General features: G+C 68.1%; 34 protein-coding genes. All 34 read left to right on the top strand.

The annotated features are described in order from the left end of the window. The first annotated feature begins 121 nt into the window (after positions 1–121). The 34 genes from TNCT1_RS36880 (at position 122) to TNCT1_RS03160 (ending at position 21,839) form a co-directional block, all read left to right on the top strand. On the top strand, positions 122–1,702 hold the full coding sequence (locus tag TNCT1_RS36880; protein WP_373920454.1) for an AraC family transcriptional regulator: 1,581 nt from the start codon (positions 122–124) through the stop codon (positions 1,700–1,702). A 38-nt stretch (positions 1,703–1,740) separates the two neighbouring features. Next, complete coding sequence (locus TNCT1_RS03325) at positions 1,741–2,580, top strand: carbohydrate-binding protein (protein ID WP_143627900.1); 840 nt, start codon at positions 1,741–1,743, stop codon at positions 2,578–2,580. A gap of 125 nt (positions 2,581–2,705) precedes the next feature. Further along, positions 2,706–3,098: a hypothetical protein gene (locus TNCT1_RS03320; RefSeq protein WP_235902283.1), complete on the top strand. Its 393-nt coding sequence runs from the start codon at positions 2,706–2,708 to the stop codon at positions 3,096–3,098. Between the two features lie 18 nt (positions 3,099–3,116). After that, positions 3,117–5,150 (top strand): hypothetical protein, encoded by a 2,034-nt coding sequence (locus TNCT1_RS03315; protein WP_174266126.1) that lies wholly within the window; start codon positions 3,117–3,119, stop codon positions 5,148–5,150. Between the two features lie 8 nt (positions 5,151–5,158). Continuing rightward, the gene (locus TNCT1_RS03310) at positions 5,159–5,683 is read left to right on the top strand and encodes a hypothetical protein (RefSeq protein ID WP_216856577.1); all 525 of its coding nucleotides are present in this window, start codon (positions 5,159–5,161) and stop codon (positions 5,681–5,683) included. Positions 5,684–6,128: 445 nt separating this feature from the next. After that, positions 6,129–6,437, top strand: coding sequence for a 30S ribosomal protein S10 (rpsJ, locus tag TNCT1_RS03305; protein ID WP_003948644.1), 309 nt, complete (start codon positions 6,129–6,131; stop codon positions 6,435–6,437). A gap of 17 nt (positions 6,438–6,454) precedes the next feature. Beyond that, positions 6,455–7,099 (top strand): 50S ribosomal protein L3, encoded by a 645-nt coding sequence (rplC, locus tag TNCT1_RS03300; RefSeq protein WP_005481233.1) that lies wholly within the window; start codon positions 6,455–6,457, stop codon positions 7,097–7,099. A gap of 8 nt (positions 7,100–7,107) precedes the next feature. Then, a complete protein-coding gene (gene rplD, locus TNCT1_RS03295) occupies positions 7,108–7,761 on the top strand; it encodes a 50S ribosomal protein L4 (RefSeq protein ID WP_143627894.1) in 654 nt (217 codons plus the stop codon). Continuing rightward, entirely contained in the window at positions 7,761–8,180 is a 420-nt protein-coding gene (gene rplW / locus TNCT1_RS03290; protein WP_143627892.1) for a 50S ribosomal protein L23, read from the top strand. The genes rplD and rplW overlap by 1 nt, the downstream gene beginning before the upstream one ends. 38 nt (positions 8,181–8,218) lie before the next feature. Beyond that, positions 8,219–9,055 carry a 50S ribosomal protein L2 gene (gene rplB / locus TNCT1_RS03285; protein WP_031167077.1) on the top strand — a complete coding sequence of 279 codons (837 nt, stop codon included), beginning with the start codon at positions 8,219–8,221 and terminating at the stop codon, positions 9,053–9,055. Between the two features lie 12 nt (positions 9,056–9,067). Next, a complete protein-coding gene (rpsS, locus tag TNCT1_RS03280) occupies positions 9,068–9,349 on the top strand; it encodes a 30S ribosomal protein S19 (protein WP_003992359.1) in 282 nt (93 codons plus the stop codon). A gap of 44 nt (positions 9,350–9,393) precedes the next feature. After that, positions 9,394–9,741 (top strand): 50S ribosomal protein L22, encoded by a 348-nt coding sequence (rplV, locus tag TNCT1_RS03275; RefSeq protein WP_003974262.1) that lies wholly within the window; start codon positions 9,394–9,396, stop codon positions 9,739–9,741. After that, positions 9,741–10,562, top strand: a complete 822-nt coding sequence (rpsC, locus tag TNCT1_RS03270; RefSeq protein ID WP_014674374.1) for a 30S ribosomal protein S3 — start codon at positions 9,741–9,743, stop codon at positions 10,560–10,562. Before rplV ends, rpsC begins: the two co-directional genes overlap by 1 nt. 5 nt (positions 10,563–10,567) lie before the next feature. Then, entirely contained in the window at positions 10,568–10,987 is a 420-nt protein-coding gene (gene rplP / locus TNCT1_RS03265; protein ID WP_143627890.1) for a 50S ribosomal protein L16, read from the top strand. Continuing rightward, on the top strand, positions 10,987–11,211 hold the full coding sequence (rpmC, locus tag TNCT1_RS03260; RefSeq protein WP_030174543.1) for a 50S ribosomal protein L29: 225 nt from the start codon (positions 10,987–10,989) through the stop codon (positions 11,209–11,211). Before rplP ends, rpmC begins: the two co-directional genes overlap by 1 nt. Beyond that, positions 11,211–11,498, top strand: coding sequence for a 30S ribosomal protein S17 (gene rpsQ, locus TNCT1_RS03255; protein WP_003992363.1), 288 nt, complete (start codon positions 11,211–11,213; stop codon positions 11,496–11,498). The genes rpmC and rpsQ overlap by 1 nt, the downstream gene beginning before the upstream one ends. Positions 11,499–11,627: 129 nt before the next feature. Next, positions 11,628–11,996, top strand: coding sequence for a 50S ribosomal protein L14 (rplN, locus tag TNCT1_RS03250; protein WP_003998823.1), 369 nt, complete (start codon positions 11,628–11,630; stop codon positions 11,994–11,996). A 2-nt stretch (positions 11,997–11,998) separates the two neighbouring features. Next, positions 11,999–12,322 carry a 50S ribosomal protein L24 gene (rplX, locus tag TNCT1_RS03245; RefSeq protein WP_133043289.1) on the top strand — a complete coding sequence of 108 codons (324 nt, stop codon included), beginning with the start codon at positions 11,999–12,001 and terminating at the stop codon, positions 12,320–12,322. Further along, on the top strand, positions 12,322–12,879 hold the full coding sequence (rplE, locus tag TNCT1_RS03240; RefSeq protein WP_061920719.1) for a 50S ribosomal protein L5: 558 nt from the start codon (positions 12,322–12,324) through the stop codon (positions 12,877–12,879). The genes rplX and rplE overlap by 1 nt, the downstream gene beginning before the upstream one ends. Before the next feature lie 5 nt (positions 12,880–12,884). Further along, a complete protein-coding gene (locus tag TNCT1_RS03235) occupies positions 12,885–13,070 on the top strand; it encodes a type Z 30S ribosomal protein S14 (RefSeq protein WP_003948630.1) in 186 nt (61 codons plus the stop codon). A gap of 212 nt (positions 13,071–13,282) precedes the next feature. Continuing rightward, on the top strand, positions 13,283–13,681 hold the full coding sequence (gene rpsH, locus TNCT1_RS03225; RefSeq protein ID WP_007384075.1) for a 30S ribosomal protein S8: 399 nt from the start codon (positions 13,283–13,285) through the stop codon (positions 13,679–13,681). Positions 13,682–13,705: 24 nt separating this feature from the next. Further along, on the top strand, positions 13,706–14,245 hold the full coding sequence (rplF, locus tag TNCT1_RS03220; protein ID WP_143627888.1) for a 50S ribosomal protein L6: 540 nt from the start codon (positions 13,706–13,708) through the stop codon (positions 14,243–14,245). A 3-nt stretch (positions 14,246–14,248) separates the two neighbouring features. Beyond that, positions 14,249–14,632, top strand: a complete 384-nt coding sequence (rplR, locus tag TNCT1_RS03215) for a 50S ribosomal protein L18 (RefSeq protein WP_067299854.1) — start codon at positions 14,249–14,251, stop codon at positions 14,630–14,632. 39 nt (positions 14,633–14,671) lie between these two features. Further along, positions 14,672–15,277, top strand: coding sequence for a 30S ribosomal protein S5 (gene rpsE, locus TNCT1_RS03210; RefSeq protein WP_009190144.1), 606 nt, complete (start codon positions 14,672–14,674; stop codon positions 15,275–15,277). Between the two features lie 2 nt (positions 15,278–15,279). After that, entirely contained in the window at positions 15,280–15,462 is a 183-nt protein-coding gene (rpmD, locus tag TNCT1_RS03205) for a 50S ribosomal protein L30 (RefSeq protein ID WP_003974250.1), read from the top strand. A 2-nt stretch (positions 15,463–15,464) separates the two neighbouring features. Beyond that, complete coding sequence (rplO, locus tag TNCT1_RS03200) at positions 15,465–15,920, top strand: 50S ribosomal protein L15 (protein ID WP_030745257.1); 456 nt, start codon at positions 15,465–15,467, stop codon at positions 15,918–15,920. 233 nt (positions 15,921–16,153) lie between these two features. After that, entirely contained in the window at positions 16,154–17,467 is a 1,314-nt protein-coding gene (secY, locus tag TNCT1_RS03195; protein ID WP_143627886.1) for a preprotein translocase subunit SecY, read from the top strand. Further along, on the top strand, positions 17,467–18,132 hold the full coding sequence (locus TNCT1_RS03190; RefSeq protein ID WP_143627884.1) for an adenylate kinase: 666 nt from the start codon (positions 17,467–17,469) through the stop codon (positions 18,130–18,132). Before secY ends, TNCT1_RS03190 begins: the two co-directional genes overlap by 1 nt. Positions 18,133–18,231: 99 nt before the next feature. Then, positions 18,232–19,068 carry a type I methionyl aminopeptidase gene (gene map / locus TNCT1_RS03185; RefSeq protein WP_143627881.1) on the top strand — a complete coding sequence of 279 codons (837 nt, stop codon included), beginning with the start codon at positions 18,232–18,234 and terminating at the stop codon, positions 19,066–19,068. Positions 19,069–19,230: 162 nt separating this feature from the next. Then, complete coding sequence (gene infA, locus TNCT1_RS03180) at positions 19,231–19,452, top strand: translation initiation factor IF-1 (protein WP_003948620.1); 222 nt, start codon at positions 19,231–19,233, stop codon at positions 19,450–19,452. A gap of 58 nt (positions 19,453–19,510) precedes the next feature. Then, positions 19,511–19,624: a 50S ribosomal protein L36 gene (gene rpmJ / locus TNCT1_RS03175; RefSeq protein ID WP_003998809.1), complete on the top strand. Its 114-nt coding sequence runs from the start codon at positions 19,511–19,513 to the stop codon at positions 19,622–19,624. Positions 19,625–19,815: 191 nt separating this feature from the next. After that, a complete protein-coding gene (gene rpsM / locus TNCT1_RS03170; protein ID WP_143627879.1) occupies positions 19,816–20,196 on the top strand; it encodes a 30S ribosomal protein S13 in 381 nt (126 codons plus the stop codon). Positions 20,197–20,266: 70 nt separating this feature from the next. Then, complete coding sequence (gene rpsK / locus TNCT1_RS03165) at positions 20,267–20,671, top strand: 30S ribosomal protein S11 (RefSeq protein WP_003956432.1); 405 nt, start codon at positions 20,267–20,269, stop codon at positions 20,669–20,671. A 145-nt stretch (positions 20,672–20,816) separates the two neighbouring features. Then, complete coding sequence (locus TNCT1_RS03160; RefSeq protein ID WP_003966937.1) at positions 20,817–21,839, top strand: DNA-directed RNA polymerase subunit alpha; 1,023 nt, start codon at positions 20,817–20,819, stop codon at positions 21,837–21,839. Positions 21,840–21,877: the final 38 nt, after the last annotated feature.

Here is a 21,877-nt window from a genome sequence, read left to right as displayed (position 1 = left end):
GAGCGGTGTGCGACCGGTGGCCCGACCTCGTCCACGCCGGCGCGGGACCGATTGTCGCCGGCCCGCCGCTGTGGGATCGTGACCCCGCCTCGATTGGTCTGTACCTGCTCTGGGGAGGATCATGCGCAGCACCACCGTCCCGCCCGGCACCCCCTGCCCGGCCCCGCGCTCCGGAGAGCCGCCGCTGCACCGACTGGAGGTCACCGGTCCGGACGCGCCGCCGTTCGCGGCGGGCTCCTTCGACGAGGTGGGCCCGCTGTCCCGGGCCGACCACCCGCACCGCCACACCTTCTACGAGATCGTCCACGTCACCGCCGGCTCCGCCACCCACGTCGTCGACCTCGCCCGGTGGCCGGTGCGGCCCCCGCAGCTCGCCGTGATCCTGCCGGGCCAGATCCACTGCTGGCAGGACCAGCGGGGTCTCGACGGCACGCTCGCCCTGTTCACCGAGGACTTCCTGATCGACCACCCCGGCGACCACCGGCTCCTGCGGCGGCTGGGCGGCACCTGCTGGTTCGACCTGGACGCCGAGGACGACCTGCGGACCGCCCGCCTGATGGCCGACCTGGCGTCGGAGCACCGGCAGCGGGCTCCCGGCTACGAGACCGTCCTGCGCGCCCTGCTGCACGTCCTCGTCATCCGCACGACACGAACGGCCGCCGCCGCGAGCAACGGCGGCCGGCGGGCGGCGGGGGTCGGTGGGCCGGAGGGGGTTGGTGGGTCGCTGGGGATCGGTGGGCCGGTGGGGGCGGAGCGGATCACCGGGCCGGGCAGGGAGGGTGTGACGCGGGCTGCCGCCGCGGCAGGGGGGACCGCCCGGCCGGGGTGGGGCGCTGGGTCGCGGTGGGGCGCTGGGGCCGAGGGAGGCGCCGGGCCGGCGAGGGGCGGCGGGGCCGAGGGGAGCGCCGGGTCGGCGAGGGGCGGCGGGGCCGAGGGGAGCGCCGGGTCGGGAAGGGGCGCTGTGGCGGAGCGGAGTGGCGTTCCCGATGGGGGCGGCGAGACGGAGCGGGGTGCTGCGGCGGAGCGGGTCGTCGGCGCGGAGCGGGTCGCCCGGACGATGCAGGTAGTCGAGGCGGAGCAGGTCGCAGGGGCGGAGCAGGCTGCCGAAGCGCGGCAGGTCGCCGGGGCGGTGCGTGCGGCCGGGCCCGGGCGGGTCACCGAGTCCGTGTGCGGGGCCGAACCCGAGCCGGTCGTCGGCCGGGAGAGGGCGGCCGGGGCGGCCGGTTCGGATCCACGGGGCGGCCCGCCCCGGCGGTGCGGATCGTCCCCAGGGGCCGACTCGGCCCGGGCGACCGGACCGGGGCGGGGAAACAGCCCGGCGGGGGAGGGCGGTCCGGAGAGGGCAGCGGTCCTGGCCGAGGCCTTCGTCCGGCTCACCGTCCGGCGGGAGACGGCGGCCTGGACGGTGCGGGAGTGCGCCGAACGGCTCGGGGTGACACCGGGCCACCTCACCCAGGCCGTGCGCGCGGCCACCGGCCGCAGCCCCGGCCGGCTGCTGATCGAGGCCCGGGTGTACCAGGCCCAGCGGCTCCTGGCCCACACCGACCTACCGGTGCGACAGGTCGCCGCCCGCGTCGGCATCAACGACCCCGCATACTTCTGCCGCTTCTTCCGGCGGGAGACCGGCACGAGCCCCGGCGACTGGCGAAAGCACCACAGTCGCCACCACCAGTCCATCGAAGCCCCGGGGACCCGCGCCTAGGTTCGTTGCCGATCCGACGGCCCCCACAAGGAGCAGGCATGGACAGCGAGACGCAGTTCCCCCACCCCGAACGCCCCCGCCACGTCGCCCGCAAAACCGTCTTACGCGCCGCGCTCGCGGCCACCGCGGCGATCCCCGTCGCGCTCGCCGGCGGCCCGGCCCTGGCCCGCACCTTCGCCGCCACCGGCGCGTCCGTGCCGCTCACCCCGCCCTGCGACGACGGCGACGACCCCACGCCGGAGCAGATCGAGGGCCCGTACTTCAAGCCCAACTCGCCCCAGCGCACCAGCCTGCTGGAACCGGGGATGCCCGGCACCCGGCTCACCGTGACCGGCTATGTCTTCGGCCGGGCCTGCCTCCCGGTCGCCGGCGCCCTGCTGGACTTCTGGCAGGCCGACAACGACGGCGCCTACGACAACACCGGGTTCCGGCTGCGCGGCCACCAGTACACCGACTCGCGCGGCTCCTTCGCCCTGACGACGATCGTCCCCGGCCTCTACCCCGGCCGCACCCGGCACATCCACGTCAAACTGCAGGCTCCGGGCCGTCCGGTCCTGACGACGCAGCTCTACTTCCCGAACGAACCCCGCAACAACACCGACACCATCTTCGACCCCCGGCTGCTGATGACCGTCCGCGACGGAGACGGCGGCCGGGAGGCGGCCTTCGACTTCGTGCTGGACGTCCCCCAGGACCCGGGCCCGACCCCCACCCCGACCGGTACTCCGCCGGCCGGCGGCACCTGGGCCGTGGGCACCGCCTACCGGGCCGGTGACCGGGTCACCTACGCGGGCCGCGGCTACGTCTGCCTCCAGGCCCACACGGCGCAGCCCGGCTGGGAGCCCCCGGCGGTGCCGGCGCTGTGGCGGGCCGGCTGAGCGGCGGCGCCGCCTGGGACGACGCCCGGACGTCAACGCCCTGCCCGTGAAACCCCCCGTGACGAAGATCGGCGTCCACCGGTTGAAGTACCGGCGGTGGACGTCGATACGGCGAGGGGCGAGCGGTGGACGGTCCGGCAGGAGGCTACGGCTACGGCCACGGCGGCAACGGCCACGGCCCGGGTGCGGGGCGGCTGGCGTCCACCCCCGCCGAGAAACGGACGGCGGCCAGGGCGCTGAACGACCACATCGAGCCGGACACCCGCAGGGCCGGCGAGTGGGCGGACGACGAGACCGCGGCGGCGGTGAAGGCCTTCGGCGCGCGCGACGGACACGGCTGGCTCACCGCCCCGGCCCTGCGCAGGGCCCACGCGGCCTGGGGCGGCCAGGTGAAGAACCTGATGGACCGGCTGGGCGCCGAGAAGGACGCGCTGACCAGTACGAACGTGGTCCTGACCAACTCGGACGCGGCAGCCGGGTCGGCGCTGCGGCGCACGTCCGCGCTCGACCTGTACTGACGGGGGAACCGCCGGGCCATGCCGACGTACCACGAGATCATGAGCACCGACCTCGCCGCCCTCACCGGCGCCGCCGAGCGCTGGGAGGGCATGGCGGGGAAGTTCGCCGAGCAGGAGCGGGCGTACCACCGGGACGTCCACCGCATCACGACGGGCCCGGCCTGGAGCGGGATGAGCGCGGAGGCGGCCCACGGCCGTTTCGGCGTCACGCTCAAGGAACTGCGGTACGCGCAGACGGAGGCGAAGGCGATCGCCTCGCTGCTCCGGGACGCGCACGCCCAGTTCACCGAGCTGAAGGGCCGGCTCACCGCGGCGTGCGAGGAGGCGCGGGCGGCCGGCATGCGGATCTCGGAGCAGGGCCGGGTCGGCGCCGACCCCGCCCACGTCAAGGAGCCGGACGAGGCGACCGTACGGTCCTGGCAGGACCGCGTCGACGCGGCGGTGCGGGCCGTGACGGACGCGGACACGGGCGTCGAGACCGCCCTCGCGGCCGTGGTCGTCGACTCCGACCCGCTGGTCGGCGGCCACGGCTTCAACGGCCGGGCGCTGGGGGACGTCGAGCGGTACGAGGCGCTCTCCGCGGAGGAGACGCTCGGCAGACTCGGCCGGGGCGAACACCTGTCACCGCGCGAACTGGCCGAACTGCGGCGGACGTTCCGCGACAATGCCCACGACGAGGCGTTCTCCCGGACCCTGCTGGACGACCTGGGCGCGGCGGGCACGATCACCCTGACGAACGAGCTCAACGACCTGATCCACGTGCGCGGCGGGCCGGGGACGGGCACGTACTCGACGATCGAGTCGGGCCTCGCGGACACGCTGGCGACGGCGACGAGGGACACGGGCTCGGCCTGGTACCGGCGCTGGAGGTCCGCCATGCGGCACGCGGGCACCGGGCACTACGCCACGGACGCGCAGGGCGAACGCATGGACAAGGCGGTGGGCTACCAGTCGCTCGTCACCCTGATGCACAAGGGCCACGGCTACTCGCCGAAGATGCTCGAGGACCTGACCGACGACATGATCGCGGCGGAGCGCCGGGACCCGGGGATCTGGCAGCTGAAACACGGGTACAGCGGCAGGCGCGGCGGCTGGTTCGCCAACGATCCGGTAGACGGCGCGCTGGACATCATGAGCCGCGACCCGCGCACGGCCGCGGACTACCTCGGGTCGGACGCCCGGATGAAGTACCTGGTCCAGGACCGCGACTGGAACGTGGTCCTGCACGAGCGCGGGGGAGACAAGACCAGCACCTACGCGGCCGGCCTCGACGCGGACGACCGCGCGGGCCTCGGCAGGGCCCTGCAGGCGGCGGCCACGGGGATCGACCCGTCCGACGCGCACGGGCACTACGTGCCGCACACCAAGCAGAACGAGGCGGTCTTCCGGTCCGCGATCAGCCAGCTGTCCGAGAGCGGCGACTCGTTCCCCCCGTCTCTGCGCCGGCCCATGGCATCGATCCTGGTCAACCACGGTGAGACGGTGCACGCCTCGATGAGCGAGATCGACATCTCAAAGTCCCCGGTGCCGCAGGACCAGCTCTTCGAGGTCACCAAGCAGATCTCCAAGGACAAGGACGCCTACGGCACCCTCAACGGCGGCCTGAACCAGGCGCTGGTGTCGGGCATCCACGGGGATCACACGGATTCCGCAGAGTCCCTCCGCCGCTCCGGCCGCACCGTCGGCTTCCTGGAGGAGGCCCGGATTCAGGCTCAGGGTGACCCTAAGACAGCGGAGTTTGGGGCAAAGCCTGTCTTTGACAAGGCGATCAGTTACATTCCAGTGGTCAGTGCGGATGTGCAGGGGGGCTTCGATTACGTTACGTCGAAGTGGCTGGAGGACGAGCAGGAAAGGCTGGACGCGAAGCAGACGGCTGAGAATGTTCAGGCCTACTCAGATAGGAACCAGCAGCTGATCGCTCTCTCTCATGAATGGTCAAGGGTGCACCGGACAGCCGGGGACTCGCACTTCGACCCGGAGACAGAGATCAACAGGTCAGCAGGGGATGGCATCGATCACGCAGCGGGGGTCTCCGGAGTCGTGAAGAAGTGAGCGTTCGCGTGCCTGCCCTTGGCATCTCGCTGGCCCTGCTGCTGGTGGCGTGCAATCGCCCAGAAGTCAGCGAGATCCCCAAGGTCATTTGCGGCACCCCCGTCGACCCGGCGCTCACCCGCCGGCTCGGCACTCCGACTGGTGAGTGGCGCGAATACAACCGTTTCTCTCGCGCGGAGGCGATCACGGCCCCTTGCCTGATTCGCTCGTCCAGGGACGTGATCCTGAACTTCCGCTTCTCATGGCGGCCTGTAGCAACAGACTTGATGTACCTGGCTGAAGACACAGGTTCCGTCTCCAGGGTCACCGAGCCGCGTAGCGTTCGTTCCAGCTACAAAACCGTTGTGGGGACCGATGGTGCAATCGCTCAGACACGGTGCAAGAACAAGGGCGGCAACTACTTCACCCTCACCCTGCAGCTGCCCCAGGTGAAGCTCGCCGACCAATCCCACCGCGCCGACATCGAGAACTTCATGCGCGCCTACTTCCCCGCCACCCTCGCCACGCTCGGGTGTGTGACGTCGGCCACGTGAGGGCGGGAAGCGGCGGCGGAGGCGGTTTGACGTGCGTCACTCCGGGGGTAATCTCTTCCGCCCGATTGGCCAGCCCGCCGCCCCATATGGCAGACTGTCCGAGTTGCTCGGTCGAGTGTTGATGCTGCGCGCCTCCCGCCGGGAGGACCGGAAGCGAGTCCCACAGTACTCGTCGCCCTAACTGCCCCCGGGCAGCACTGGGGCGGACGTACGGGAATCTTCCGGGAAGTGTGAGCGCGGCACCGGCCAGGCGCCCGGTGGGCCCGAGGTCCCCGGTCCGCGGTTCCGGAAGGGCCGTCGCATTCCCCCGCAGGGATGTTCGAACAAGGGGCATCTGTGTCAGCGGGAGCGCGACACGCCCGACCGCGTGGGTCGGACGAACGAAGGCAGCAGAAGGAATCCGCCGGGTTCCAGAGCGTTAGAGAGACAGGACTACTGAGTAGCCATGGCGGGACAGAAGATCCGCATCCGGCTCAAGGCCTACGACCACGAGGTCATCGACTCCTCGGCGAAGAAGATCGTCGAGACGGTGACCCGCACTGGTGCGTCGGTCGCGGGCCCGGTGCCGCTGCCCACTGAGAAGAACGTGTACTGCGTCATCAAGTCGCCGCACAAGTACAAGGACTCGCGCGAGCACTTCGAGATGCGCACGCACAAGCGCCTGATCGACATTCTCGACCCCACCCCCAAGACCGTTGACTCTCTGATGCGACTCGACCTCCCGGCCGGTGTCGACATCGAGATCAAGCTCTGAGGGTCGGTGAGCTGAGAATGGCTAAGCAGATCAAGGGCATCCTGGGCGAGAAGCTCGGCATGACGCAGGTGTGGGACGAGAACAACCGCGTTGTTCCGGTCACCGTCGTCAAGGCCGGCCCCAACGTCGTCACCCAGGTCCGTACGAACGATGTCGACGGCTACGAGTCCGTCCAGATCGCCTTCGGCGAGATCGACCCGCGCAAGGTGAACAAGCCCCTCAAGGGCCACTTCGCCAAGGCCGACGTCACCCCCCGCCGCCACCTCGTCGAGATCCGCACCGCGGACGCCTCCGAGTACACGCTGGGCCAGGAGATCTCCGCGGAGGTCTTCGAGGCGGGCGTCAAGGTGGACGTGACCGGCAAGAGCAAGGGCAAGGGCTTCGCCGGTGTCATGAAGCGTCACAACTTCAAGGGCCTCGGCGCCGGACACGGCACCCAGCGCAAGCACCGCTCGCCCGGTTCCATCGGTGGCTGCGCCACCCCGGGCCGCGTGTTCAAGGGCCTCCGCATGGCGGGTCGCATGGGCAACGAGCGGGTCACCACCCAGAACCTGACCGTCCACGCCGTTGACGCGGAGAAGGGTCTGCTGCTCATCAAGGGCGCGGTTCCTGGTCCGAACGGCGGCCTCGTCCTGGTCCGCACCGCGGCCAAGGGGGCCTGAGGTAACCGATGAGCACTGTTGACATCCTTTCGCCGGCGGGCGACAAGGCCGGTTCCGTCGAGCTCCCCGCGGAGATCTTCGACGCCAAGGTCAGCGTTCCGCTGATCCACCAGGTCGTCGTCGCGCAGCTGGCTGCTGCCCGTCAGGGCACGCACAAGACGAAGACCCGTGGCGAGGTTCGTGGTGGCGGCAAGAAGCCGTACCGCCAGAAGGGCACCGGTCGCGCCCGTCAGGGTTCGACCCGCGCCCCGCAGTTCGCCGGCGGTGGCGTCGTCCACGGCCCGCAGCCGCGTGACTACTCGCAGCGCACCCCGAAGAAGATGAAGGCCGCCGCCCTGCGCGGTGCCCTCACCGACCGGGCGCGTCACAACCGCATCCACGTCGTCTCCGGCGTGGTCGAGGGCGCGAACCCCAGCACCAAGGCCGCCAAGAGCCTGTTCGGCAAGATCAGCGAGCGCAAGAACCTGCTCCTGGTCGTCGACCGCTCCGACGAGGCCGCGTGGCTGTCCGCCCGCAACCTGCCCCAGGTCCACATCCTGGAGCCGGGCCAGCTGAACACGTACGACGTTCTCGTCTCGGACGACGTGGTCTTCACCCAGGCCGCGTTCGAGTCCTTCGTGTCTGGCCCCAAGGCCGCTGACACCGAAGGGAGCGAGGCCTGATGGCTACGCGTCACCCGAGCATCGCCTCGAAGGCCGCCAAGGCCGCCAAGGCCGCGCGCGTCGCCAAGGCGAAGCGCCACGCCACCGAGGGCAAGAACACCGTCGAGACCCCGCTGAGCAAGTCGTACACGGACCCCCGTGACGTCCTGCTGAAGCCGGTCGTCTCGGAGAAGAGCTACGCGCTCCTCGACGAGAACAAGTACACGTTCATCGTCGACCCGAACGCCAACAAGACCCAGATCAAGCAGGCCGTCCAGGCGGTCTTCGACGTCAAGGTCACCGGGGTCAACACGATCAACCGCCAGGGCAAGCGCAAGCGCACCAAGACCGGTTTCGGTCAGCGCGCGGGCAGCAAGCGGGCGATCGTGACCCTCGCCGAGGGCGACCGTATCGACATCTTCGGCGGTCCGACCGCGTAAGCGGGTCGGATCGTCCGATATCGGACGAGGACTGAGAAATGGGAATCCGCAAGTACAAGCCGACTACGCCGGGCCGTCGTGGCGCCAGCGTCGCCGACTTCGTCGAGGTCACGCGGTCCACGCCGGAGAAGTCGCTGGTCCGCCCCCTGCACAGCAAGGGCGGCCGTAACAACGCCGGTCGTGTGACCGTTCGCCACCAGGGTGGCGGACACAAGCGCGCCTACCGCGTGATCGACTTCCGTCGTCACGACAAGGACGGCGTGCCGGCGAAGGTCGCGCACATCGAGTACGACCCCAACCGCACCGCGCGCATCGCGCTGCTGCACTACGCCGACGGCGAGAAGCGCTACATCCTCGCCCCGCGCAACCTGCAGCAGGGTGACCGCGTCGAGAACGGTCCCGGGGCCGACATCAAGCCGGGCAACAACCTGGCGCTCCGCAACATCCCGGTCGGTACCACGATCCACGCGATCGAGCTCCGTCCCGGTGGCGGCGCCAAGTTCGCCCGCTCCGCCGGTGCCTCCGTGCAGCTGCTCGCGAAGGAGGGCTCGATGGCCCACCTGCGCATGCCGTCCGGTGAGATCCGCCTGGTCGACGTCCGCTGCCGCGCCACCATCGGTGAGGTCGGCAACGCCGAGCAGAGCAACATCAACTGGGGTAAGGCCGGCCGTAAGCGGTGGCTGGGCGTTCGCCCGACCGTCCGTGGTGTCGTCATGAACCCGGTCGACCACCCGCACGGTGGTGGTGAGGGCCGGACCTCCGGTGGTCGCCACCCTGTGTCCCCGTGGGGCAAGAAGGAAGGCCGTACTCGTTCGCCCAAGAAGGCGTCGAACAAGTACATCGTCCGCCGCCGCAAGACGAACAAGAAGCGCTAAGGACGGGTTGAGATGCCTCGTAGCCTGAAGAAGGGGCCCTTCGTCGACGACCACCTGATCAAGAAGGTGGACGCCCAGAACGAAGCCGGCACCAAGAACGTCATCAAGACCTGGTCCCGTCGCTCCATGATCGTCCCGGCCATGCTGGGCCACACGCTCGCGGTGCACAACGGCAAGACCCACATCCCGGTGTTCGTCACCGAGTCGATGGTCGGTCACAAGCTCGGCGAGTTCTCGCCGACCCGCACCTTCCGGGGCCACGTCAAGGACGACCGGAAGTCGAAGCGCCGCTAGTAGCGGATCGCATTCAGACACGTAAGTAACTGAGAGGGACAACCATGGAAGCCAGGGCCCAGGCGCGGTACATCCGCGTTACGCCCATGAAGGCCCGCCGCGTGGTGGACCTTATCCGTGGCATGGATGCCACGGAGGCTCAGGCTGTTCTGCGATTCGCTCCGCAGGCAGCCTCCGTGCCGGTCGGCAAGGTGCTCGACAGCGCCATCGCCAACGCCGCGCACAACTACGACCACACCGACGCCGACAGCCTCTTCATCTCCGAGGCGTACGTCGACGAGGGCCCGACCCTGAAGCGGTTCCGGCCGCGCGCCCAGGGCCGTGCCTACCGGATCCGCAAGCGGACCAGCCACATCACCGTGGTCGTCAGCAGCAAGGAAGGAACCCGGTAATGGGCCAGAAGGTAAACCCGCACGGGTTCCGGCTCGGTGTCACGACCGACTTCAAGTCGCGTTGGTACGCCGACAAGCTGTACAAGGACTACGTCAAGGAAGACGTCGCCATCCGTCGGATGATGACGTCCGGCATGGAGCGCGCCGGCATCTCGAAGGTTGAGATCGAGCGCACCCGTGACCGCGTGCGTGTGGACATCCACACCGCTCGTCCGGGCATCGTCATCGGCCGCCGAGGCGCCGAGGCCGACCGCATCCGCGGCGACCTCGAGAAGCTCACCGGCAAGCAGGTCCAGCTGAACATCCTCGAGGTCAAGAACCCCGAGACCGACGCTCAGCTCGTGGCCCAGGCCGTCGCCGAGCAGCTCTCCTCCCGCGTCTCCTTCCGCCGTGCCATGCGCAAGAGCATGCAGTCGGCGATGAAGGCCGGCGCCAAGGGCATCAAGATCCAGTGCGGCGGCCGCCTCGGCGGCGCCGAGATGTCCCGCTCGGAGTTCTACCGCGAGGGCCGCGTGCCCCTGCACACGCTCCGTGCGAACGTGGACTACGGCTTCTTCGAGGCCAAGACGACCTTCGGCCGCATCGGCGTGAAGGTCTGGATCTACAAGGGCGACGTCAAGAACATCGCCGAGGTCCGCGCCGAGAACGCTGCGGCCCGTGCGGGTAACCGCCCGGCCCGTGGCGGTGCCGACCGCCCGGCCCGTGGTGGCCGTGGTGGCGAGCGGCGCGGTCGCAAGCCGCAGCAGGCTGCCGGCGCCGAGGCCCCCAAGGCCGAGGCTCCCGCCGCCGCTCCGGCTGAGAGCACCGGAACGGAGGCCTGACCGAAATGCTGATCCCCCGTAGGGTCAAGCACCGCAAGCAGCACCACCCGAAGCGCAGCGGCGCTGCCAAGGGCGGCACGCAGGTTGCGTTCGGCGAGTACGGCATCCAGGCGCTCACCCCGGCGTACGTGACGAACCGCCAGATCGAGGCCGCTCGTATCGCCATGACGCGTCACATCAAGCGTGGTGGCAAGGTCTGGATCAACATCTACCCGGACCGTCCCCTCACCAAGAAGCCTGCCGAGACCCGCATGGGTTCCGGTAAGGGTTCGCCGGAGTGGTGGATCGCCAACGTCAAGCCCGGACGCGTGATGTTCGAGCTGTCGTACCCCAACGAGAAGATCGCCCGTGAGGCGCTCCTTCGTGCGGCCCACAAGCTGCCGATGAAGTGCCGGATCGTCAAGCGCGAGGCAGGTGAAGCGTGATGTCGGCCGGTACCAAGGCGTCCGAGCTGCGCGAGCTGGGCAACGAGGAGCTTCTGGGCAAGCTCCGCGAGGCCAAGGAAGAGCTGTTCAATCTCCGCTTCCAGGCGGCGACCGGCCAGCTCGAGAACCACGGTCGGCTCAAGGCCGTCCGTAAGGACATCGCGCGGATCTACACCCTGATGCGTGAGCGCGAGCTGGGCATCGAGACGGTGGAGAGCGCCTGATGAGTGAGAGCAACGTGACTGAGCAGACTGCAGAGGCCCGCGGCTTCCGCAAGACCCGTGAGGGTCTCGTCGTCAGCGACAAGATGGACAAGACCGTCGTCGTCGCCGTCGAGGACCGCGTCAAGCACGCGCTGTACGGCAAGGTCATCCGCCGTACCAACAAGCTCAAGGCGCACGACGAGCAGAACGCCGCGGGCGTCGGCGACCGCGTCCTCCTCATGGAGACCCGGCCGCTGTCCGCGACGAAGCGCTGGCGCGTCGTCGAGATCCTCGAGAAGGCCAAGTAGGCGGTTCCCGCAAGGGGACTTCCGTAAGTACGCCTGCGGGCAAACCCGCAGGACAGTTCCGCCAGGCTCGGCAGGGGTCCTCTTCACCGAGGCCCCTGCCGGGAACCGGCAGACAAACAGGAGATAGACGTGATCCAGCAGGAGTCGCGACTGCGCGTCGCCGACAACACTGGTGCGAAGGAAATCCTTTGCATCCGTGTGCTCGGTGGCTCCGGTCGCCGCTACGCGGGCATCGGTGACGTCATCGTCGCCACCGTCAAGGACGCGATCCCCGGTGGCAACGTGAAGAAGGGTGACGTCGTCAAGGCGGTCATCGTTCGCACCGTCAAGGAGCGCCGCCGTCCGGACGGCTCGTACATCCGCTTCGACGAGAACGCCGCCGTCATTCTGAAGAACGACGGCGACCCTCGCGGCACCCGTATCTTCGGCCCGGTCGGCCGTGAGCTGCGCGAGAAGAAGTTCATGAAGATCATCTCGCTCGCGCCGGAGGTGCTGTAAGCATGAAGATCAAGAAGGGCGACCTGGTCCAGGTCATCACCGGTAAGGACAAGGGCAAGCAGGGCAAGGTCATTGCCGCTTACCCGCGCGACGAGCGTGTCCTGGTCGAGGGTGTCAACCGGGTCAAGAAGCACACCAAGGCCGGTCCGACCGCCAGCGGTTCGCAGGCCGGCGGCATCGTCACGACCGAGGCGCCGATCCACGTCTCCAACGTCCAGCTGGTCGTTGAGAAGGACGGCCAGAAGGTCGTCACGCGTGTCGGTTACCGCTTCGACGACGAGGGCAACAAGATCCGCGTTGCCAAGCGGACGGGTGAGGACATCTGATGGCGACCACCACCACTCCGCGTCTGAAGCAGAAGTACCGCGAGGAGATCGCGGGCAAGCTGCGTGACGAGTTCAAGTACGAGAACGTCATGCAGGTTCCCGGCCTCGTCAAGATCGTGGTCAACATGGGTGTCGGCGACGCCGCCCGTGACTCGAAGCTCATCGAGGGCGCGATCCGCGACCTGACCACCATCACCGGTCAGAAGCCGGCCGTCACCAAGGCCCGCAAGTCCATCGCGCAGTTCAAGCTGCGCGAGGGCCAGCCGATCGGTGCCCACGTCACGCTCCGTGGCGACCGCATGTGGGAGTTCCTGGACCGCACCCTGTCGCTCGCGCTGCCGCGCATCCGCGACTTCCGCGGCCTGTCCCCCAAGCAGTTCGACGGCCGTGGCAACTACACCTTCGGTCTCACGGAGCAGGTCATGTTCCACGAGATCGACCAGGACAAGATCGACCGCACCCGGGGTATGGACATCACCGTGGTGACCACGGCGACCAACGACGCTGAGGGCCGTGCGCTCCTTCGTCACCTCGGCTTCCCGTTCAAGGAGGCGTGAGCGAGATGGCGAAGAAGGCTCTGATCGCTAAGGCTGCTCGCAAGCCCAAGTTCGGTGTGCGTGGCTACACCCGCTGCCAGCGCTGTGGCCGCCCGCACTCCGTGTACCGCAAGTTCGGCCTGTGCCGCGTGTGCCTTCGTGAGATGGCTCACCGTGGCGAGCTGCCGGGCGTGACCAAGAGCTCCTGGTAGTCCCCTCAACAGGGGTCTGCTGAAGCTCTCGGTAAGCATCTGGGTCGGCAGAGGCCCTTCTCCGCATGCCGTAGGCTTGCGGGGTTGGGCGTCTGCCGCGCCCGTACGACTTACTACGCCGTAGGTCCACCGCGCCGCACCCGTCCCGTCTCGGATCGGGGAGAGGGATGGCGCACCAGGAAACCCCGGCGAGAGAGGCCGAAGGCCAATTCATGACCATGACTGATCCGATCGCAGACATGCTTACGCGTCTGCGGAACGCGAACTCGGCATACCACGACTCCGTGACGATGCCGGCATCGAAGATCAAGTCTCACATCGCGGAGATCCTCCAGCAGGAGGGCTTCATCACGGGCTGGAAGGTCGAGGACGCCGAGGTAGGCAAGAACCTCGTTCTCGAGCTGAAGTTCGGCCCGAACCGTGAGCGCTCCATCGCGGGCATCAAGCGGATCTCCAAGCCCGGTCTCCGGGTTTACGCGAAGTCCACCAACCTGCCGAAGGTGCTCGGCGGCCTCGGCGTGGCGATCATCTCCACGTCGCACGGGCTCCTCACCGACAAGCAGGCCGGCAAGAAGGGCGTGGGTGGGGAAGTCCTCGCCTACGTCTGGTAGCGGAAGGGAACGGAGGAAACAGCTATGTCGCGTATTGGCAAGCTCCCCATCACGGTTCCCGCCGGCGTGGACGTCACCATCGACGGCCGTACGGTCAAGGTCAAGGGGCCCAAGGGCGAACTGACCCACACCGTCGTTGCGCCGATCGACATCGCCAAGGGCGAGGACGGCACCCTTCAGGTGACCCGCCCCAACGACGAGCGTCAGAGCAAGGCCCTGCACGGCCTGTCCCGCACGCTGGTGGCGAACATGATCACCGGCGTGACCCAGGGTTACGTGAAGAAGCTCGAGATCAGCGGTGTCGGTTACCGCGTCACGGCCAAGGGTGCGAACCTCGAGTTCGCGCTCGGCTACAGCCACCCGATCACCATCGAGGCGCCCGAGGGAATCACCTTCAAGGTGGAGACCCCGACCCGCTTCCAGGTCGAGGGCATCGACAAGCAGAAGGTCGGCGAGGTTGCGGCCAACATCCGCAAGCTGCGCAAGCCCGACCCGTACAAGGCCAAGGGCGTCAAGTACGAGGGCGAAGTCATCCGCCGCAAGGTCGGAAAGGCGGGTAAGTAAGCCATGGCATACGGGCAGAAGATCCTCAAGGGCGACGCCTACAAGCGCGCCGCGATCAAGCGCCGTCACATCCGGATCCGCAAGCGGATCGCCGGTACGGCGGAGCGCCCCCGTCTGGTCGTGACCCGCTCCAACCGCCACATCGTGGCGCAGGTGATCGACGACCTCAAGGGCCACACCCTGGCGTCCGCGTCCACCCTGGACGCGTCCGTCCGCGGCGGCGAGGGCGACAAGTCCTCGCAGGCCAAGCAGGTCGGCGCCCTGGTCGCCGAGCGCGCCAAGGCCGCCGGTGTCGAGGCTGTCGTGTTCGACCGTGGTGGCAACCAGTACGCCGGGCGCATCGCCGCCCTGGCGGACGCCGCCCGCGAAGCCGGGCTCAAGTTCTGAGCCTGCCGTAGCTAGCGGAAACGAAGAGAGGTAATTCCAATGGCTGGACCCCAGCGCCGCGGTGGCGGTGCCGGTGGCGGCGAGCGGCGGGACCGGAAGGGCCGTGACGGCGGCGCTGCTGCCGCCGAGAAGACCGCGTACGTTGAGCGCGTCGTCGCGATCAACCGCGTCGCCAAGGTTGTGAAGGGTGGTCGTCGCTTCAGCTTCACCGCGCTGGTCGTGGTGGGCGATGGTGACGGCACCGTGGGTGTCGGTTACGGCAAGGCCAAGGAGGTGCCGGCCGCCATCGCCAAGGGTGTTGAGGAGGCCAAGAAGCACTTCTTCAAGGTCCCCCGCATCCAGGGCACCATCCCGCACCCCATCCAGGGTGAGAAGGCTGCCGGCGTCGTCCTGCTCAAGCCCGCGTCCCCCGGTACCGGCGTTATCGCCGGTGGTCCGGTGCGCGCCGTGCTCGAGTGCGCCGGTATCCACGACGTGCTGTCGAAGTCGCTCGGCTCCGACAACGCGATCAACATCGTGCACGCGACCGTGGAGGCCCTGAAGGGTCTGCAGCGTCCCGAGGAGATCGCGGCCCGCCGTGGTCTGCCGCTCGAGGACGTCGCTCCCGCGGCCCTGCTGCGTGCGCGTGCCGGGGCGGGTGCGTAATCATGGCGCAGCTCAAGATCACGCAGGTCAAGTCCTACATCGGCAGCAAGCAGAACCACCGCGACACCCTGCGCTCCCTTGGTCTCAAGGGCATCAACACGCAGGTCGTCAAGGAGGACCGCCCCGAGTTCCGCGGCATGGTGCACACCGTCCGCCACCTCGTGACGGTCGAGGAGGTCGACTGATCATGGCGGAGCAGAACCCGCTCAAGATCCACAACCTCCGTCCCGCCCCGGGCGCCAAGACCGCCAAGACCCGTGTGGGTCGTGGTGAGGCGTCGAAGGGTAAGACGGCCGGTCGTGGTACCAAGGGCACCAAGGCCCGCTACCAGGTTCCGGAGCGCTTCGAGGGTGGCCAGATGCCGCTCCACATGCGCCTCCCGAAGCTGAAGGGCTTCAAGAACCCGTTCAAGACCGAGTACCAGGTCGTGAACCTCGACAAGCTGGCCGCGCTCTACCCCGAGGGTGGCGAGGTCACCGTCGAGGGTCTGGTGGCCAAGGGTGCCGTTCGCAAGAACAGCCTCGTCAAGGTCCTGGGCCAGGGCGAGGTCTCCGTGGCGCTGCAGGTGACGGTCGACGCCGTCTCCGGCTCCGCCAAGGAGAAGATCACCGCCGCCGGCGGTACGGTCACCGAGCTGGTCTGAGCCCCTCAGGCGCCTCGATGACGTGAACGATCCCGACCGGGGATACTCCACAAAAGGGGTATCCCCGGTCGGTCGTTCCAAGGGCAGTGGTCTCGCCGGTAAGGTGGCCTGCACTGTCCACTTTCCATGGATGCTCCCATGGGGCACCCTGAGCGGCAGTTGGCCGTTATTCATTCGTCGAACCTCAAGACCGTCACCCTTGACGCAGTTGCGCGGGGGTCGCAGGAGGCACCGTGCTCACCGCGTTCGCCCGGGCGTTCAGGACGCCCGACCTGCGCAAGAAGCTGCTCTTCACGCTGGGCATCATCGTGGTCTACCGGGTCGGTACCCACGTCCCGATCCCCGGCGTCAACTACAAGGCCGTCCAGACGTGCGTGAAAGAGGCGTCCGGCAACCAGGGCCTGTTCGGTCTCGTCAACATGTTCAGCGGCGGCGCGCTGCTCCAGATCACGATCTTCGCGCTCGGCATCATGCCGTACATCACGGCGAGCATCATTCTGCAGCTGCTGACCGTGGTCATCCCCCGGCTGGAGGCACTGAAGAAGGAAGGTCAGGCGGGTACCGCGAAGATCACGCAGTACACCCGCTACCTGACCGTGGCGCTCGCCATCCTTCAGGGCACCGGTCTCGTCGCCACCGCGCGCAGCGGCGCCCTGTTCGGCAGCTGCTCCGTGGCCGGCCAGATCGTTCCCGACCAGGCCATCTTCACGACGATCACGATGGTCATCTGCATGACCGCCGGCACCGCCGTCGTCATGTGGCTCGGTGAGCTGATCACCGACCGCGGCATCGGCAACGGCATGTCGATCCTGATGTTCATCTCGATCGCGGCGACCTTCCCGTCCGCGCTGTGGGCCATCAAGAAGCAGGGCACCCTGGTCGGCGGCTGGATCGAGTTCGGCACGGTCATCCTGGTCGGCCTGGTCATGGTCGCGCTGGTGGTCTTCGTCGAGCAGGCCCAGCGCCGCATCCCGGTGCAGTACGCCAAGCGCATGATCGGCCGCCGCTCCTACGGCGGTACGTCCACGTACATCCCGCTCAAGGTGAACCAGGCCGGTGTGATTCCGGTCATCTTCGCCTCGTCGCTGCTCTACATCCCGGCACTGATCGCGCAGTTCGCGGGGGGCAAGTCGGGCTGGAAGACCTGGGTCGAGCAGAACCTGACCAAGGGCGACCACCCGATTTACATCGCTTCGTACTTCTTGCTCATCGTTTTCTTCGCGTTCTTCTACGTGGCGATCTCCTTCAACCCCGAGGAAGTCGCCGACAACATGAAGAAGTATGGTGGCTTCATCCCGGGCATCCGGGCTGGCCGACCGACCGCTGAGTACCTCAGCTACGTGCTCAACCGGATCACCTGGCCGGGTTCGCTGTATCTGGGTCTGATCGCTCTCGTACCGACAATGGCGTTGGTGGGCTTCGGGGCAAGCCAGAACTTCCCGTTCGGCGGGACCAGCATCCTCATCATCGTGGGTGTCGGACTCGAGACGGTGAAGCAGATCGAGAGCCAGCTTCAGCAGCGCAATTACGAAGGGTTCCTCCGCTGATGCGTATCGTCCTCGTCGGGCCGCCGGGTGCCGGTAAGGGAACGCAAGCCGTCCGACTCGCCGAGAAGCTGGGCATCCCGCACATCTCGACGGGCGACCTGTTCCGCGCAAACATCAGCCAGCAGACCGAGCTGGGCAAGCTCGCGAAGTCCTACATGGACGCGGGGAACCTCGTACCCGACGAGGTCACCATCGCGATGGCCAAGGACCGCATGGAGCAGCCCGACGCGGAGAACGGCTTCCTGCTGGACGGCTTCCCGCGGAACGTCTCGCAGGCCGAGGCGCTGGACGAGCTGCTGGAGTCCGAGAACATCAAGCTGGACGCCGTCCTGGACCTGGAGGTCCCGGAGGAGGAGGTCGTCAAGCGGATCGCCGGCCGGCGCATCTGCCGCAACGACTCGTCCCACGTCTTCCACGTGACGTACAGCCCGGCGAAGCAGGAGGGCGTCTGCGACGTCTGCGGCGGTGAGCTGTACCAGCGCGACGACGACTCCGAGGAGACCGTCCGCACGCGGCTGGAGGTCTACCACACGCAGACCGAGCCGATCATCGACTACTACAAGTCGCAGGGCCTGGTCCGCACGATCTCCTCGCTGGGCCCGGTGGACGAGATCACCGAGCGGGCGCTCGAGGCGCTGAAGCGCGAGAAGGCCGAGAACAAGTAGATCGCGGTCCTTTCCGGCCGCGGCGCCCTTGGGGGCGTCGCGGCCGTACTGTTGTGTACGTAACCCAGCCGACGTGAGTGACGGAGAGCGCAGGCCCCCATGGTGCAGATCAAGAGCCCCGAGCAGATCGCCAAGATGCGAGCGGCGGGGCTGGTCGTCGCCGCCATCCACGCGGCGACCCGTGAGGCCGCGGTCCCCGGCGCCAGCACCAGGGACCTGGACGAGGTCGCCCGCAAGGTGCTCGCCGAGCACGGCGCCAAGTCGAACTTCCTCGGCTACGGCGGGTTCCCCGCGACCATCTGCACCTCGGTGAACGACGTGGTCGTCCACGGCATCCCGTCCGACGACGTCGTCCTCAAGGACGGCGACATCATCTCCATCGACTGCGGCGCGATCGTCGACGGCTGGCACGGCGACGCCGCCTACACGGCCTTCGTGGGCTCCGGTCACGCCCCGGAGCTGGTCGAGCTCTCCCGGGTGACGGAGGAGTCGATGTGGGCCGGCATCGCCGCGATGAAGCAGGGCAACCGGCTGGTCGACGTCTCCCGCGCCATCGAGACCTACATCCGCCGCCAGCCGAAGCCCGGCGGCGGCAAGTACGGGATCATCGAGGACTACGGCGGCCACGGCATCGGCACCGAGATGCACATGGACCCGCACCTGCTGAACTACGTCGACCGCCGCCGCGGCAAGGGCCCCAAGCTGATCCCCGGCTTCTGCCTCGCCATCGAGCCCATGGTCTCCCTCGGCACCCCCCGCACCGAGGTCCTCTCGGACGACTGGACCGTCATCACCACCGACGGCACCTGGTCCTCCCACTGGGAGCACTCGGTCGCGCTGACCGACCAGGGCCCCCTGGTGCTGACGGCCGTCGACGGCGGCAGGGCCAAGCTGGCGGAGCACGGGATCACGGCCGCGCCGGATCCCCTTGCATAGGGACCACCCGCACGGGGCAGACTTTCTCGATTCGTTTTTCCGGGTGCGCTGACGTAGACTGACTCGTCGGCTCTCGTGCACCCGCATGTCCTCATGCGCTCGCCTCTCGCCCTTAGGGTGAGCGAGAGAGTCGATCAAGGTAGTCGATTCGAAGGGCGAAGCGTGGCCAAGAAGCAAGGTGCCATCGAGATCGAGGGCACTGTCGTCGAGTCTCTGCCGAACGCCATGTTCAAGGTCGAGCTCCAGAACGGCCACCAGGTCCTGGCACACATCAGCGGCAAGATGCGTATGCACTACATCCGCATCCTCCCTGACGACCGGGTCGTGGTGGAGCTGTCTCCGTACGACCTGACGCGTGGCCGGATCGTCTACCGGTACAAGTAGATCTTGCCCGAGCCCCGGGCCTCCCGGAGCGATGGCACTGACCCGGAGAACCTCACCAATGAAGGTCAAGCCGAGCGTCAAGAAGATCTGCGACAAGTGCAGGGTGATCCGCCGTCACGGTCGGGTCATGGTCATCTGCGAGAACCCGCGCCACAAGCAGCGCCAGGGCTGACGCACGACCGATCCCTCTGCATCCATCGCAGAGTTTCGCGCGACGCAAGCTGAATTTGTTCATACGCAGAGCCCGAGTCCATGCGGCTCGACACCCCCGGTTCGGAGGCCGGGGACCTGGTCCGTACCTGGTACGGCGGACGGGGAGCCGGTTCTGTGGAAGACCTCCGAAGATTCACCAGGAGCCATTGAATGGCACGCGTTTCCGGTGTTGACATCCCGCGCGAAAAGCGCGTGGAGGTCGCCCTCACCTACGTGTTCGGCATCGGCCGGACGCTCTCCCAGCAGACGCTGGCCGAGACCGGTATCGACCCGAACACCCGCGTCCGTGACCTGACCGAAGAGCAGCTGGTCGCGATCCGCGAGTACGTCGACAGCAACATCAAGACCGAGGGTGACCTCCGTCGCGAGATCCAGGCCGACATCCGCCGCAAGGTCGAGATCGGCTGCTACCAGGGTCTCCGTCACCGTCGCGGCCTGCCCGTCCGCGGTCAGCGCACCAGCACGAACGCCCGCACCCGCAAGGGCCCGCGTCGCGCCATCGCCGGCAAGAAGAAGCCGGGCAAGAAGTAGTCCTCAGCGGACAACGCTTCATCAGCGGTCTTCGCTGTAGGACCGACCACCTCCCCGTAGGAGTTTGTAGATGCCCCCCAAGGGTCGTCAGGGCGCTGCCAAGAAGGTGCGCCGCAAGGAAAAGAAGAACGTCGCTCACGGCCACGCGCACATCAAGAGCACGTTCAACAACACGATCGTCTCCATCACGGACCCGTCGGGCAACGTGATCTCCTGGGCCTCCGCCGGCCACGTCGGCTTCAAGGGCTCCCGGAAGTCCACGCCGTTCGCCGCGCAGATGGCCGCCGAGTCGGCCGCCCGCCGCGCCCAGGAGCACGGCATGCGCAAGGTCGACGTGTTCGTCAAGGGCCCGGGCTCCGGTCGTGAGACCGCGATCCGCTCCCTGCAGGCCACGGGCCTCGAGGTCGGCTCCATCCAGGACGTCACCCCGACCCCGCACAACGGCTGCCGCCCGCCGAAGCGCCGCCGCGTCTGAGGCCAGGCCGCTCTCAGGGTCCGGGCGGTACTGCTCCGTAAGGGGCGTACCGCCCGTACCCTTGCAGTACCCGCACTTTCCACGGGTGCGGTTTCCGTCGGGCGTCAAATAGCGGGCGTCCACGAAAGAAGGATCTGATCCACACATGCTGATCGCTCAGCGTCCCTCGTTGACCGAAGAGGTCGTCGACGAGTTCCGCTCCCGGTTCGTGATCGAGCCGCTGGAGCCGGGCTTCGGCTACACCCTCGGCAACTCGCTCCGCCGCACCCTCCTGTCGTCGATCCCCGGTGCCGCTGTCACCAGCATCCGCATCGACGGCGTCCTGCACGAGTTCACCACCGTGCCGGGCGTCAAGGAGGACGTCACCGACCTGATCCTCAACATCAAGCAGCTCGTGGTCTCCTCGGAGCACGACGAGCCGGTCGTGATGTACCTGCGCAAGCAGGGCCCGGGTCTGGTCACCGCCGCCGACATCGCGCCCCCGGCCGGTGTCGAGGTGCACAACCCCGACCTCGTCCTCGCCACGCTCAACGGCAAGGGCAAGCTGGAGATGGAGCTGACCGTCGAGCGCGGTCGCGGCTACGTCTCCGCCGTGCAGAACAAGCAGGTGGGCCAGGAGATCGGCCGTATCCCGGTCGACTCCATCTACTCGCCGGTGCTCAAGGTCACGTACAAGGTCGAGGCCACCCGTGTCGAGCAGCGCACCGACTTCGACAAGCTGATCGTCGACGTCGAGACCAAGCAGGCGATGCGTCCCCGTGACGCCATGGCCTCCGCGGGCAAGACCCTGGTCGAGCTGTTCGGTCTCGCCCGCGAGCTGAACATCGACGCCGAGGGCATCGACATGGGCCCGTCCCCGACGGACGCCGCCCTGGCCGCCGACCTGGCGCTGCCGATCGAGGAGCTCGAGCTCACCGTTCGGTCGTACAACTGCCTCAAGCGCGAGGGCATCCACTCCGTGGGTGAGCTCGTCGCCCGCTCGGAGGCCGACCTGCTGGACATCCGCAACTTCGGTGCGAAGTCCATCGACGAGGTCAAGGCGAAGCTGGCGGGTATGGGCCTGGCCCTGAAGGACTCGCCCCCCGGGTTCGACCCCACCGCGGCGGCTGACGCGTTCGGCGCGGACGACGACGCGGACGCGGGCTTCGTGGAGACCGAGCAGTACTGAGCGCTCCGCGAGGAGGCCCGGTTCTGCGGCTGCCGGCC

It is taken from the genome of Streptomyces sp. 1-11, from assembly GCF_007176755.1.
GTDB lineage: Bacteria > Actinomycetota > Actinomycetes > Streptomycetales > Streptomycetaceae > Streptomyces.
Note: the sequence above shows the minus strand (reverse complement) of the source record. Positions and strands in the feature narration are given on the sequence as shown.